Raw genomic sequence first — 13,149 nt, 5'->3', positions numbered from 1 at the left:
ATGAAACATCAACTCAGGCTTCTTCTAGTTTGTACAAGTTTATGTCTGGTGGCCATAGCGAGGTGGTCCCACGCCTTCCCATCCCGAACAGGACCGTGAAACGCCTTAGCGCCGATGATAGTGTGGCATTCGCCATGTGAAAGTAGGACACCGCCAGACGCCCCATTGCGAAGCCCAGCTCATACGAGCTGGGCTTTATGCATTGCGCCGCCGGACGGCGGCTCAATCCCGTTTGCCTCCCTGTTTTACCCTTCTGTCTTGCTTTAGTTGCCGCTTGTCCAGCCAGGCTTGCCTGCATCCGCTTCTCTATACAATCCTGAAAAAACAGCTTAAGCAATGGGAATGGAATGGGCCGGCGAGCGAGGTTGGGGGGCTTCACCATGGTTGAGCTATTGGTGGCCATTGCGGTGGTGGGGATAGGCCTGGCATTGGCGGTGCCGGCGTTTAACCAATTCATCGACACGAATCGTTACCAGGCATTGTCGCGCGCCTTGGTGGCGGACATGACCAATGCCCGCGCCGAGGCGATTCGCCGCGGCGTGGCGGTGGGCGTGTGCGCGTCCACCGATGGCAGCAGCTGTTCCAATACGGCCAGCAATTGGTCGGTGGGCTGGTTGGTCTACGCCGATCTCGACGGCAGCGGCGCGCCTTCGAGCAGTGAAATCCTGTCGGTGCATAATCCCGGCGGCGCGGCCATCGCTTCGAGCACGGTGGCCGGTTTTCGTTTTGCGCCCAGCGGCGAGGCGAGAGGGGCGACGGCCAGCGGCACGCGCTTGAGCTCCACGCTGCAGATTCAGTTTCGAAGTCAGACCACTACGGCCAGCAGTACGGTGCAGGTGGCGCCGTACGGCTTGATCAGCGGGAATTGAATATGCGTACGGGGATAAAAGCGGAGGCGGGCTTCTCCTTGCTGGAGGTGCTGATCTCGGTGCTGGTGGTGGCGCTGGGCTTGTTGGCCATGGCCGGCATGCAGCTGAAGTCCATTCGCGATTCGCACGACGCTTACATGCGCAGCCTGGCCTCGGAGTTGGCGGTGGAGGCGGCCGAGCGGGTGCGGGCGGCGACAGGTGACCAAGTCTACGCCTTGAATTCCGCCAGCAACCAGATGGATTTGAATAGCGCGATGGGATGCTACGCCTCCGGGGTGGCGACGTCGGAGTGCACAGCCAACAGCTCCGGCACTCAGACTATTGCCGCATCCGACACTTCTTATTTCTCAAGCACTGCCAATAGTTTGCTCGGCTCCGGTTCCGTGCAGGTGCTGTTGAAAAAAACGGACGGCACGACGGCCAGCACCTTGAGCGCTTGCAGTTACAGCCTGGCCGGCGCTTCCGGCACTGGCACGGCCTGCCAGGTTTCGGTCAGCGTCAGCTGGCAGGAAAAAGCGGCGAGCGGCACCACGCCCATGCAAACCCAGACCTTCGAGTACCGATTCCGATGAAAACCTTGGCGATGCGCAGCCGCCATGAACGCGGCATGACCTTGATCGAGCTGATGGTGGCGTTGACGCTGGGCTTGATGGTGGTGCTGGTGGTCGGCCAGGTGTTCTATTCCAACAAGACCGTGTTCCGCAGTCAGGCGGCGCAGGCCGAGGTGCAGGAGAAGGGGCGTTTCGCCATCCGTTGGGTGTCGGAACAAGTGCGTCAGGCTGGCTACGTGGATACGACCAAGTTGGCAAATGGTCTGGCCGTGAATTTCCCCGCCAGCGGCACCACGTTCACCAGCGCGGGAACGGTGTTGCTGGAGGCGAGCGGAACCTTGAACTACCGTTTTTACGGCAATGGCGACAATCAGATCATCGATTGCCAGGGCAGTCCGGTGGCCAGCGCGTCGACTGCCTATAATTTTTCGATTGCCCGTACAGCCAGCGATGTGATGACCTGCACTTCGGCGGGCAGCACCAGCACGGTGTTGAGCGGGGTGAAGCAATTGGTGCTGTCATACGGGGTGGATAGCAGCACGACGCCGGATAATATCCCTGAGAGTTATGTCGCTGCGGCCAGCGTCACCGATTGGACCAAAGTGCATGTGGTGCGGGTCTGCATCCTGGTGGAGTCGGACACCCAGTACACCGCGCCCAGCGGCTATTCGGTGACCGATTGCAATGGCAGCGCTTATCCGGCGGCCGGGGTGTCCAATAACGGCAAGCTGGCGCGCACTTTCCGGACGTCCATCTTCTTGCGGAACAATCTGTCATGACGGCCAAGGCGCAACAACAGGGGTTTTCATTATTGGTGGCCCTGATTTTCCTGACCGTGTTGGCGATGCTCGGTTTCGGCGCCGTGCGTTCAGCCCTGATGGAAGAAAAACTGGGCGGCAACAACCGCGAGCGGGCCATAGCCTTCATGGCCGCGGAAGTGGCGATGCGTCAGGCGGAGACCTATATCGCCACGGCGGACAATCTGCCTGCGAGCGGCACCACGGCGAGCGGCACCGTCGCGGTGTCCAATTCTGCCGCATCCGCCACCTATACCATCAGCTATGTCAGCACCAGCGGGGGGCGCGATTACTACCGCCTGCTGGCGACGGGCTATGGCGGCCGCAAGACTCTGTTGAACACAACTCAGACGCAGTTGGAATCCATCGTCTGGGTGGAGCAGTAAGGAGACGGGATATGGCGCGCATCATGATGCGGGGTTGCTTGGGTCTGATCTTGGCCTTGTTCCAGGGAAGCCTGGCCTGGGCGCTGACCATCCCGACTCAACCCCTATTGCAAAACACTTTGCAAGTGAACCCGATCAATCTGCTGGTGATGGGCAAGAGCCATAATCTGTTCGTCGCGGCTTACAACGACTACACCGATCTGGATGGCGTCGGGATGCCGGACATTGGTTACAAGCCCAAGTCCATCGATTATTACGGCTATTTCGATTCCTTCAAGTGTTACACCTATAGCTCGTCCAGCAGCGCCTTCATTCCCTACGCCGCGACCAGCGACAAAACCTGCGACGGCTCGCACTGGAGCGGGGACTTCCTCAACTACGTCACCATGTCGCGCATCGACGTGCTGCGCAAATCCTTGTACGGCGGCAAGCGGGCCAGCGCTTCGCCGGCTACCCTGATCCGCTCCAACATCCCGCTGGACGCCCATGTGTGGGGCAAGTCCTTCGGCAGTGTCATTTCGACCAGCCCCACGGTGTCCTTGGCGTCCTATATCGACACCACGTTGGGCGTGTCCAAGTATGAAAGCGGCGCCGGCACCACCACCAGCACCATAGCCAGCATGTTGTCGGCGGGCCGCAACATCGTCATGGTGAACATGGACAGCGGGACTTATCCCGGCACGCCGGTGCTGCGGATCGCGGCGATGGATCCCACCAAGAACGTGATGACGGACTGGGTCAGCACCGAGAGCAACGGCAAGCTGTCTCAGAACTTCACCGCCTTGACCATGCAAGTGCGGGTTTGCGTGGCGGGTCTGCTGGAGAGCAATTGCAATCAGTACGGCAGCAATTACCTGCCCACCGGCCTGCTGCACAAATACGGCATCAGCAGCAATATGGAGTTTGGCTTGCTGACCGGCTCTTACGATTCTCCGCAACTGGGCGGGGTGCTGCGCGACGCCATCGGCAAGTTCGGCAATGAGTTGAACAGCGACGGCACTTTCAAGGCCGGCGGGATTGCCGACATCATCGACCGCCTCAGGATCAACAAGCCCAGCTCCAGCTACGACACCTCTACCAGCGGCAGCGGCAACTGGGGCAACCCGGTGGCCACCATGTATTACGAGGGTTTGCGCTATCTGGCGGGCAAGAGCGGGCCCAAATTCATCACCGGCACCACTTCGATCGACACCAGTACTTTGGGCTTGCCCAAGATCACCAGTTGGACCAACCCCTATAACGGCAGGGCCTGGTGCACCAAGCCCTTTGTCACCGTGATCAGCGAGGCCTTGACCTCCTACGACAGCCAGATGCCGGGTTCGCCCTGGGGCTTCTCCTACAGCAATGATTTGAGCGGAATGAACGTCAGCCAGCTGGGCAACACCTTGTGGGGATACCAGTTCGGCAGCGGCAGCCAGAACGTGATGATAGGCGAGGTGTCCGGTGGCACCGCCGACGGTTTGCCGACCAGCAAATCCGCGTCCAACTTCGATGTTCGCGGCCTGTCGCCGGAGGAACCGACGCGGCAGGGCAGTTTTTACGCGGCGATGGCCGCCTATTACGCGCGCACCAATATCCTGGTGACGCCGACCAGCCCGCCCAGCGGCGCCACCTTGGCGCCGGTGCGCACTTTCGCGGTGGGGCTGTCCTCGCCCCTGCCCAAGATTACCGTGCCCTTGACCGGCGGTTCGGTGACGCTGGTGCCCTTCGGCAAAGTGGTGAACGGCGCAAGCAACACCATGACCATCACCAACTTCTTTTTGACCAGCGCGGCCAGCGACGGCAGTTCTTATTCCTTCCAGGCGAACTTCGACGACAGCGAGTTCGGCAGCGACTACGACCTGGACTCGATCGCCACCTATCAGATCACCAAGGTGGGCAGCAACCAGGTGCAGGTGACGGTCAATTCCACCTATGCGGCCAGCGGCTACTGGAACCATCTCGGTTTCATCATTTCCGGCGTGCAACCGTTGGCGGGGGCCTCCACCGAGAACAAGGCCGGCGCCTACCTGGTGGTGCGTGAGAACGACACCACCCAGAACACCGCCACCCAGTGCATAGGCACCAGCAGCGGCCAGACCGGCTATAACCCGCTCAACTACGGCCTCAGCAGCGGTTCTTGCCGCGTGTTGCCGCTGACCTTCACCGCCACCTTCACGCTGGACCCGACCAAGGGCTCGACCACTTTGTTTGAAAGCCCGCTGTGGTATATGGCCAAGTACGGCGGCTTTACCGACAACAAGACCAATCCCAGCAGTCCCAATTCTTTCGACCCGAGCAATGTCTGGCAGTGGGACGCGGACGGCGACGGCAATCCTGACAACTACTCGCTGGTCAGCAACCCGTCCAAACTGAATGCCCAGCTGGACCAGGCCTTCCAGAACATCAGCAACCAGAACGGTTCGGGCTCGGCCGGCGTGGGCAGCAAGTCCACCATCAGCGGCGATACTTATTACTATGAAGCCTCGGTCAACAGCGCGGACTGGTCCGGGGATTTGAGCGCGCGCAAGATTCTGATCAGCGGCACCAGCCTGTCCCTGAGCAATCCGCTGTGGAACGCCAAGCTGAAGGTGAACAGCGACACCGGCCGCCAGATCATCACGTCCAGCGGCGGCATCGGCGGCGGGCAAGCCTTCCAGTGGTCCAGCTTGAACACCGTGCAGCAGCAGGCCTTGCGGGCCTCGTCGTCCGAGCTCAGCTCGGTGACGCAAAGCCGGCTGACTTATCTGCGCGGCAATCCGGCGAACGAGGGCTACGGCAGCACCCAGTTCCGGCCGCGGCCGGCCACCAAGCTGGGGGACATCGTCAACTCCTCGCCGGCTTACATCCCGGCGCCGGCGAACGGCTCCAGCGATCCGAACTACAGCACCACCAGCTACCAGTCCTTCGTGACGAGCAAGGGCAGCCGTTCCTCCATGGTGTACGTGGGCGCCAACGACGGCATGCTGCATGGCTTTCAGGCCACGACCGGCGCCGAACTGCTGGCCTACATCCCCTCGCCGGTGTTCGGCAACCTGAACCTGCTGGCCAGCAACTCCTATACCCATAACTTCTATGTCGACTCGACCCCGGTCGCCGTCGACGCCCAGATCGGCAGCACCTGGGGCAGTTACCTGGCGGGCGGCCTGGGCGCGGGGGGCAAGGGTCTGTATCTGCTGGACATCACCAATCCGGACGCGTTCAACGAAAGCAGCGCCGCCTCCATCGCCAAATGGGAGTTCAACGCCACCAACGATCTGGACATGGGCTATGTGTTCGGCGCGCCGCAAATCATCAAGCTCAATGACGGCAAGTGGTATGTGGTCAGCCACAACGGCTACAACAGCACCAACGGCGACGCCGCCCTGCTGATTCTGTCGCTGGACCCCAGCACCAGCTGGGTCTTGAACAGCAATTACTACAAGCTGTCCACCTTGTCCGGCACCGCGGTGTCGCCCAACGGCCTGTCCACCATCGAGCCGGTGGATCTGGACGGCAACGGCACGATAGACGTGGTCTACGCCGGGGACCTGAAGGGCAATCTGTGGAAGTTCGACCTCAGCTCCAGCACGCCGTCCAACTGGAAGGTGGCGCTGAACCGCGTGCCCTTGTTCAGCGCCAAAGACAGCAGCGGCGTGGCGCAGCCCATCGTGCTGGCGCCGGTGACGGCGGCCATGCCGGTCAGCAACGGCGCCACTTCGGCGAGCAACACCAATCGGATGGTGATGTTCGGCACCGGCAAGTACATCGAAAGCTGCGACAAGACCAGCAGCTGCAGCCCGGAATCCAACAGCCACAGCGTGTACGGCATTTGGGACTGGGGCGCGCCGGTCTGCGATCGCCGCCTGTTGTTGCAACAGACGCTGTCCACCAATGTGATCAGCGGCACCACATACCGGCAGGCCACCAATACTTCGATCAGCTGGAAAGACTACACCCTGGCCAGCGCGACGGCGAACCTGAGCTGCTCGACGCAATACAGCTCGATCGGCACCACCTCCGGCAAGCTGGGCTGGTACGAGGATTTGAACATCAGCGGCGAGCGGGTGGTGGGGATGTTGAATTATTATTCGAAGACGCTGGAATACCAGACCTACATCCCCTCTTCGGATAGCAGCGACATTTGCACGCCCAAGGACGCCGCCTATATTCTGCGGGTGCAGTACGACAACGGCGGCGCCGGGATCAAGCCCAAGCTGGCGGACACCGTGGCGCAGACGACGGATTCCTCCGGCAACTACAAGCCCATCATCGGCAAGCAGATGGGCGGTTCGCTGGGCACCACCGATTTTGTCCTGAGCGGCAAGGTCTTTTCACTGTCCAGCAGCACCACGGGCAGCACCTCGATTACGGGCTGGAACCTGGGGCGCAGCTGGAAGCGGGTCACCTGGCGCGAACTGACCAATAACTGAGGGCGGGGAATGAAACATCGCAATAAGCGGACACGGCGCGCGCAGCGCGGCTTTACCTTGATAGAGCTGATCATCGTGGTGGCCATCGTCGGGATTTTGGCCAGCATCGCCTTGCCGGCGTACACCAACTATGTGCAGCGCACCTATCGGGCCGAAGCGCAGACCGAGTTGCAAGCCATCGCCCAGGCCCAGGAAAAATACTTCACGCTCAATAATGGTTACGCCTCCTCGCTGACGGCGCTGAGCTACGCCTCCTCCAGCATCAGCAGCCAGGACAGCCGCTACACCATCACCATGGGCGATCTGAGCGCATCCGCCACGCTGGCCAACGGCCAGGGGTATTCCTTGCAGGCGACGCCGGCCGGGGCGCAGGTGGGGGAGAGCTGCGGCACGCTGAGCCTGAACAGCTTGGGCAGCAAGGGAGCCGCCAGCGGCACGGTCAGCAACTGCTGGCGCTGAGGGCGAAACGCGACAGCCTCGCGCCGGCGTCCGCTGCTTGGCTAGCGGCAGCGGCGGGGGGCTGTGGTATCCTTCGCAACTTGATGTCCATGGGCGGCGCGCCCGCTCATGGACGATTGCCGAGTTTGAAGGAAGCCGATGTCCTACCCGACACCTTTGTTCGAAAATAAAGTCTGCACCCAGGCACAGCTGGCGAACAAGCTGGCGGCCTTGCCGCGTCCCATCGTCTTCACCAACGGCTGCTTCGATATCCTGCACCGCGGGCACGTGAGCTATCTGGCGCAGGCCAGGGCGCTGGGCGCCAGCCTGGTGGTCGGCGTGAACACCGACGCCTCGGTGCGTCGCCTGGGCAAGGGCGACGACCGGCCCATCAATCATCAGGACAACCGCGCGGCGGTATTGGCCGCGCTGGAAAGCGTCAGCCTGGTGATCTGTTTCGACGAGGACACCCCGGCGCAGCTGATCGAGCAGGTGCGTCCCGACGTGCTGGTCAAGGGCGGCGACTGGACGCCGGACAAGATCGTAGGCAGCGCCGAGACCTTGGCGCGCGGCGGCCAAGTGCACTCCATCCCCTTCCTGTTCGACACATCCACCACCTCCACCTTGAATAAGATTCGGGCCAGCGAGGCCGGCCGGTGAGCGAGCACGCCTTCGCGGTGCTGCGCCATCTCGCCGATGGACGTTTTCATTCCGGCGAGGACATCGCCGGCGAACTGGGCTGTTCCCGCACCCTGGTCTGGCAGGCGGTGCACGCCATCCAGCAGGAGCTGGGCGTCAACGTGTTCAGCGTGCGCGGCCAGGGCTATCGCTTGGCGGCGCCGTTTGAATGGCTGGACGTGGCGGCCATCCGCGATGGCCTGGACGAGGCGGCGGCGGACACGTTCACGTTGGCGGTGGCCGAGCGCACCGACTCCACCAACAGCCAGCTGCTGGCGCGCGCCGCCAGCGGCGGCCTGCACGGCCTGGTGTTGGCGACGGAGCTGCAAACCGCCGGCCGCGGCCGGCTGGGGCGGCGCTGGCAGGCGCGCTTGGGCTCGGGCCTGACTTTTTCCCTGCTGTGGCGCTTCGACCGCGGCCTGTCCCAATTGGCCGGGTTGTCCCTGGCGGTGGGAGTGGCCTTGGCGCGGACGCTGCGGCGGCTGGGCGCGCCGGTGGCCTTGAAATGGCCGAACGATGTGCTGTTGAACGAGCGCAAGCTGGCGGGCATTCTGATCGAGCTGTCCGGCGACGCGCTGGGTCCGACCGCGGTGGTGATCGGCGTCGGCATGAATGTGAGCGATCCGGGCGAAGTGGACCAGCCGGTGGCCTGTTTGGCCGAGGCGGGCGTCAAGCTGGCGCGCAGCGCGCTGCTGGCGGAGCTGCTGAACGAACTGCACCGGGTGCTGAGCGATTTCGACCATCACGGCTTCGTGCCCTTGCGTCAGGAATGGATGAACTTGTCCGCTCATCAGGACGCGCCGGTTCGCCTGAGTTTTTCCCATGGCGAGCCGGTGCAGGGCGTGGCGCGCGGCGTGGCGGAGAGCGGCGCCTTGCTGGTGGACACCGCCGACGGGTTGAAGACCTATCACGCCGGCGAGGTCAGTTTGAGGAAGCTGGCATGAAGTTGTTGATCGACGCCGGTAATAGCCGGGTCAAATGGGCGGTGCATGATGGCCGTGCTTGGTTGGTGCAAGGCGCGGTGGAGCACGGCGACATCGCCAGCCTGGCCGAAGTGTGGCGGCAATGGCCGATCACGGCCGCCTGGGGCGCGTCGGTGGCGCGCGAGGAGGTGGCGAAGGCCCTGGCCGCGGCAACGCCCTGTCCCCTGCGATGGGTGCGGGCGGAGGCCGGTTTCGGCGATGTGCGCAACGCTTACCGCAATCCGGCCGAACAGGGCGCCGACCGCTGGTTGGCGGTGCTGGCCGCGCGGCAGTTGCACCAGGGCGACGTGATCGTCGCCTGCGCCGGCACCGCGCTGACCGTGGAGGCCTTGACGGCCGAGGGCGATTATCTGGGCGGCCTGATTGTGCCCGGGCTGAATCTGATGCTGAGCAGCCTGGCGCGCAACACCGCCAATCTGGACCGTTCCGCCGGCGTGGTGACGCCGTTCCCGCAAGGCACCGAAGACGCCTTGGCCAGCGGAGCGGTATACGCGCTGACCGGCGCGGTGGAAGCGCAGCGCCGGCAGTTGCAAGCGCATACCGGGCGCGCCCCGGTACGGGTGCTGCTGACCGGCGGCGACGCCGCGCGCTTGGCGCCTTGGCTCGCCGGGCCGGTCGAGATCGTGGATAATCTGGTGTTATTGGGCTTATTAAGGGTGGCCGACGAAAAATGAAGTGGTTTCTAGCCTTGGTCGTGGTGCTGAATTTGCTGGTGGCGATGTATGGCTCGTTCAAACAGCGTCCGCCGGCGGACGTGCGGGCGCAGGAAGTGAGCCCGGAGCTGGTCAAACTGCTGCCGGCCAACTGGAAGCCTAACGCCGCCTCCGCGCCGGCCGCGTCCGCTCCGGCGGCGGAGCCTTTGCGCGAAACCTCCGCGCCCAAAGCGGAGCCAGCCGTCGCGGCCAAGCCCAAGGCCAAGGAAGCGTCTGCGCCGAAAGCGGTAGTCGCCAAAGCGGAAGCCGCCAAGCCCGAGCCGGGCAAAGCGGACGCCAAGGCCGAAACGGCCAAGCCGGCGGAAGCCGCCGCGGCCTGCCTGCAATGGGGGCCGCTGGACGACAAGCTGCTGGCCAGGGTCAAGGGCGGCGTGCCGCAGCTCAAGCTCAAGGCCGGCCAACTGAGCGAGGCCAGCAAGGAAGAAGCCGCCGCCGGCGGCCGATTCTGGGTCTACTACCCGCCGCTGGCCACCCAGGCGGAAACCTCGACGCTGTCGTCGGAGCTGAAGGGCAAGGGCTTCGACAACTACATCGTCAAGAACGACGACTTCAAGGGCCATCTGTCGCTGGGCCTGTTCGGCAAGGAAGACGCGGCCAAGGGCCTGGCCGCGCGGCTGAAGGCGGCGGGCTACGACAAGGCCTTGGTGCAGCAGAAGGGGCAGAAGGCGAGCAAGACCACGCTGAGCTTCAAGACGCTGGACGCGCAGCAGGCCGACAAGCTCAAGGCGCTGCAAAAGCGGCTGACCCCGGGCATAGGCCTGAAATCCTGCGGCTGAGGCGAACAGTCTTGATCTGACCGCTTGCCACCGCCGGCGCGGCGATGCACTATCAGGCATCAGCCCCTCCGGGCGCAGGCGCAGGTCTTCATTTCTCCGATGACGGCGGCCTTTGGCCGCCGTTGTTCATTCTGTCAGCAGGCTATGTCCAAACGAACCAATATCACCCGGCTGTTGGACCGGGGCCGCTTCAATGACCGCACCTTGCGGCATCTGGGGTGGTCCATGGCCTTCATCGCCGGCGCGCTCAACGCCGGCGGCTTTCTCGCCGTGCACCGCTACACCTCGCATATGTCCGGCATCGTGTCCGGCATGGCCGACGAGTTCGCGCTGGGCGAGGTGACCTTGGGCCTGTCCCTGCTGGTGATGTTGTTGTGCTTCATCGCCGGCGCCATGCACAGCTCCTGGCTGATCCTGTGGGCGCGCCGGCAACGGCTGCGCGGCGGCTACGGCGTGTCCATGATGGAGGAGGCCGGCCTGCTGCTGCTGTTCGGACTGCTGGGAGCCGCGCTGTCCTTGCACAAGGGCTTTTTCACCCCGCTGACGGTGATGCTGCTCTGTTTCATCATGGGCATGCACAACACCATCGTCACCAAGCTGTCCGGCGGCTTGTTGCGCAGCACTCACATGACCGGCATCGCCACCGACATCGGCATCGAACTGGCCAAGCTCAGCTACTACGGCCGCGAAAGCATGCCCAAGGTCAAGGACGTGCGCGCCAACCGCGTCAAGCTGCGCACCTATCTGCTGATCCTGCTGTCGTTTTTCGGCGGCGGCGTGGTGGGCGCGCTGGGCTTCAAGCATATGGGATACAGCTTCACCCTGCCGCTGGCGCTGCTCTTGTTCCTGCTGGGCCTGCGTCCGGTCTGGTACGACGTGCGGCTGCGTTTTCGCTTGTGGCGCATCCAGCTGGAAAGCCATTGATTTGATTGGACCTTGTGCGTCCGCGCGCATCGCGGCACACTTTGGGGTTGCGCCCCAAGGGGGGGCGGCAGCCTTAAGCCGTCGGCTGTGCAAGATGGACGGTAATCGCCGGGATATCCTGGCCCGGCGTACTCTCTCGCGGAGAGTATTATGAGCGAAGCCATTTTCGGCGACGGCGCGATCCGCCGTCAGGGCCTGTACGGCTCTTCCATTGAAAACACCTATGCCGGCGTATTGTCCTTCATGCGCCGCAACTACAGCCGCGACCTGACCGGCGCCGACGTAGTGGTGTCCGGCATTCCGTTGGACCTGTCCACCACCTTCCGTTCCGGTGCGCGCTTGGGTCCGCAGGCGATTCGCGCCGCCAGCGTGCAGCTGGCCGAACTGAGCCCCTTCCCCTGGGGCTTCAACCCCTTCGACGAGTTGGCGGTGGTCGACTACGGCGATTGCTGGTTCGACGCGCACAACCCGTTGACCATCAAGCCCTCCATCATCGAACACGCGCGCACCATCCTGGCCTCCGGCGCCAAGATGCTGACCTTTGGCGGCGACCATTTCATCACCTACCCGCTGTTGATCGCGCACGCAGAGAAATACGGCAAGCCGCTGGCGCTGCTGCACTTCGACGCCCACTGCGACACCTGGCCGGACGACGAGCCGGACAGCCTGAACCACGGCACCATGTTCTACAAGGCGGTGAAAGAGGGCTTGGTCGATCCGCGGAAATCGGTGCAAGTGGGCATCCGCACCTGGAACGACGACTTCATGGGCATGAACGTGCTGGACGCGCCCTGGGTGCACGACAACGGCGTGGACGTCGCCATCGCGCGCATCAAGGAGGTCATCGGCGACAGCCCGGTCTACCTGACCTTCGACATCGACTGTCTGGACCCGGCCTTCGCGCCGGGCACCGGCACCCCGGTTCCAGGCGGCCTCAGCAGCGCTCAGGCCTTGAAGATCGTCCGCAACCTGGGAGATCTGAACATCGTCGGCATGGACGTGGTGGAAGTCGCGCCCGCTTACGACAACAGCGAATTGACCGCCATCGCCGCCGCGCATCTGGCCTGCGACATGCTGTGCCTGATGCGGAACAAGAAGCTGGACGGCACGCTGTAACAAGTCCAGCTTGTTTGGATTTGCAGGAACGCCGCTTTCATCAAGCGGCGTTTTTAATTGCGCGGAACCAGGACCAGGCGCGCGCCGGCACGGCCGCCGGCTCGCGGCGCAGCTCCATATAGCGTTCGCCGTCGCGCAGCTCGGCGAAACCCAGCCGGCGATAGAAGGGGCGCGCGTCGCGCGACACCAGCAGGAAGCGCCGCAGCTGCTGCAGTTCGGGGTGGGCCAGCGCCGCTTCCATCAGCGCTTGGCCGACGCCGAGGCGACGGGCCTCGGCCAGCACGAACACATCGGACAGATAGGCGAAGCTAACGTAGTCGGTGACGATGCGGGCAAAGCCCAGTTGCCGCTGCCCGCGGTAAGCGCCGAACACCAGCGAGTGCTCGATGGCCTTGTCCAGCTGCGCCGGCGTCAAGCCTTGCGCCCAGTGGGTTTGGGCCAGGAAGCGCTGAATCATGTCGCGGTCCAGCCGGCCGCGTTCGCAGCTGATCTCCAGATGGGCCATGGGGGCTCCAGGCGATGACGAC

At 63.5% G+C, this 13,149-nt stretch carries 13 protein-coding genes and 1 rRNA gene; 13 read left to right on the top strand and 1 reads right to left on the bottom strand.

What is annotated here, in order from left to right:
- The first annotated feature begins 44 nt into the window (after positions 1-44).
- The 13 genes from rrf to speB all read left to right on the top strand — a co-directional run bounded on the left by rrf (position 45) and on the right by speB (position 12,622).
- Positions 45-159: ribosomal RNA gene (rrf, locus tag VK98_RS08800) — 5S ribosomal RNA — on the top strand.
- A 188-nt stretch (positions 160-347) separates the two neighbouring features.
- On the top strand, positions 348-869 hold the full coding sequence (locus tag VK98_RS08795) for a GspH/FimT family pseudopilin (RefSeq protein WP_082158841.1): 522 nt from the start codon (positions 348-350) through the stop codon (positions 867-869).
- A 2-nt stretch (positions 870-871) separates the two neighbouring features.
- Entirely contained in the window at positions 872-1,441 is a 570-nt protein-coding gene (pilV, locus tag VK98_RS22725; protein ID WP_053077295.1) for a type IV pilus modification protein PilV, read from the top strand.
- On the top strand, positions 1,438-2,199 hold the full coding sequence (locus VK98_RS08785) for a PilW family protein (protein ID WP_048413666.1): 762 nt from the start codon (positions 1,438-1,440) through the stop codon (positions 2,197-2,199). The genes pilV and VK98_RS08785 overlap by 4 nt, the downstream gene beginning before the upstream one ends.
- Positions 2,196-2,603 (top strand): PilX N-terminal domain-containing pilus assembly protein, encoded by a 408-nt coding sequence (locus VK98_RS22720; protein WP_053077294.1) that lies wholly within the window; start codon positions 2,196-2,198, stop codon positions 2,601-2,603. The genes VK98_RS08785 and VK98_RS22720 overlap by 4 nt, the downstream gene beginning before the upstream one ends.
- Positions 2,604-2,614: 11 nt before the next feature.
- Positions 2,615-6,994, top strand: coding sequence for a pilus assembly protein (locus tag VK98_RS08775; protein ID WP_048413665.1), 4,380 nt, complete (start codon positions 2,615-2,617; stop codon positions 6,992-6,994).
- A gap of 9 nt (positions 6,995-7,003) precedes the next feature.
- Positions 7,004-7,453 carry a type IV pilin protein gene (locus VK98_RS08770; protein ID WP_048413664.1) on the top strand — a complete coding sequence of 150 codons (450 nt, stop codon included), beginning with the start codon at positions 7,004-7,006 and terminating at the stop codon, positions 7,451-7,453.
- A gap of 138 nt (positions 7,454-7,591) precedes the next feature.
- Positions 7,592-8,092, top strand: coding sequence for a D-glycero-beta-D-manno-heptose 1-phosphate adenylyltransferase (gene rfaE2, locus VK98_RS08765; RefSeq protein WP_048413663.1), 501 nt, complete (start codon positions 7,592-7,594; stop codon positions 8,090-8,092).
- Entirely contained in the window at positions 8,089-9,054 is a 966-nt protein-coding gene (locus VK98_RS08760) for a biotin--[acetyl-CoA-carboxylase] ligase (protein ID WP_048413662.1), read from the top strand. Before rfaE2 ends, VK98_RS08760 begins: the two co-directional genes overlap by 4 nt.
- A complete protein-coding gene (locus VK98_RS08755; protein ID WP_048413661.1) occupies positions 9,051-9,767 on the top strand; it encodes a type III pantothenate kinase in 717 nt (238 codons plus the stop codon). The genes VK98_RS08760 and VK98_RS08755 overlap by 4 nt, the downstream gene beginning before the upstream one ends.
- A complete protein-coding gene (locus VK98_RS08750; RefSeq protein WP_048413660.1) occupies positions 9,764-10,582 on the top strand; it encodes an SPOR domain-containing protein in 819 nt (272 codons plus the stop codon). Before VK98_RS08755 ends, VK98_RS08750 begins: the two co-directional genes overlap by 4 nt.
- 144 nt (positions 10,583-10,726) lie before the next feature.
- Positions 10,727-11,506, top strand: a complete 780-nt coding sequence (locus tag VK98_RS08745) for a YoaK family protein (protein ID WP_048413659.1) — start codon at positions 10,727-10,729, stop codon at positions 11,504-11,506.
- Between the two features lie 150 nt (positions 11,507-11,656).
- Positions 11,657-12,622: an agmatinase gene (speB, locus tag VK98_RS08740; protein ID WP_048413658.1), complete on the top strand. Its 966-nt coding sequence runs from the start codon at positions 11,657-11,659 to the stop codon at positions 12,620-12,622.
- A gap of 40 nt (positions 12,623-12,662) precedes the next feature.
- Here the strand turns inward: speB and VK98_RS08735 are convergent, their stop codons facing one another.
- Positions 12,663-13,127: a GNAT family N-acetyltransferase gene (locus tag VK98_RS08735; protein ID WP_048413657.1), complete on the bottom strand. Its 465-nt coding sequence runs from the start codon at positions 13,125-13,127 to the stop codon at positions 12,663-12,665.
- Positions 13,128-13,149: the final 22 nt, after the last annotated feature.

Origin of the sequence: Chromobacterium sp. LK11 (assembly GCF_001043705.1) — a bacterium.
Classification (GTDB): domain Bacteria; phylum Pseudomonadota; class Gammaproteobacteria; order Burkholderiales; family Chromobacteriaceae; genus Chromobacterium; species Chromobacterium alkanivorans.
The sequence above is the reverse complement of the archived record's forward strand: the minus strand, read 5'-3'. Positions and strand labels throughout refer to the sequence as shown.

Bases quoted from the DNA above. Each gene is read 5' to 3' on its own strand.
- VK98_RS08770 (WP_048413664.1), top strand. From the start codon at position 7,004: ATGAAACATCGCAATAAGCGGACACGGCGCGCGCAGCGCGGCTTTACC.
- VK98_RS22720 (WP_053077294.1), top strand. From the start codon at position 2,196: ATGACGGCCAAGGCGCAACAACAGGGGTTTTCATTATTGGTGGCCCTG.
- VK98_RS08755 (WP_048413661.1), top strand. From the start codon at position 9,051: ATGAAGTTGTTGATCGACGCCGGTAATAGCCGGGTCAAATGGGCGGTG.
- VK98_RS08750 (WP_048413660.1), top strand. From the start codon at position 9,764: ATGAAGTGGTTTCTAGCCTTGGTCGTGGTGCTGAATTTGCTGGTGGCG.
- VK98_RS08795 (WP_082158841.1), top strand. From the start codon at position 348: ATGGGCCGGCGAGCGAGGTTGGGGGGCTTCACCATGGTTGAGCTATTG.
- VK98_RS08775 (WP_048413665.1), top strand. From the start codon at position 2,615: ATGGCGCGCATCATGATGCGGGGTTGCTTGGGTCTGATCTTGGCCTTG.
- VK98_RS08745 (WP_048413659.1), top strand. From the start codon at position 10,727: ATGTCCAAACGAACCAATATCACCCGGCTGTTGGACCGGGGCCGCTTC.
- VK98_RS08735 (WP_048413657.1), bottom strand. From the start codon at position 13,127: ATGGCCCATCTGGAGATCAGCTGCGAACGCGGCCGGCTGGACCGCGAC.
- speB (WP_048413658.1), top strand. From the start codon at position 11,657: ATGAGCGAAGCCATTTTCGGCGACGGCGCGATCCGCCGTCAGGGCCTG.
- VK98_RS08785 (WP_048413666.1), top strand. From the start codon at position 1,438: ATGAAAACCTTGGCGATGCGCAGCCGCCATGAACGCGGCATGACCTTG.
- rfaE2 (WP_048413663.1), top strand. From the start codon at position 7,592: ATGTCCTACCCGACACCTTTGTTCGAAAATAAAGTCTGCACCCAGGCA.
- pilV (WP_053077295.1), top strand. From the start codon at position 872: ATGCGTACGGGGATAAAAGCGGAGGCGGGCTTCTCCTTGCTGGAGGTG.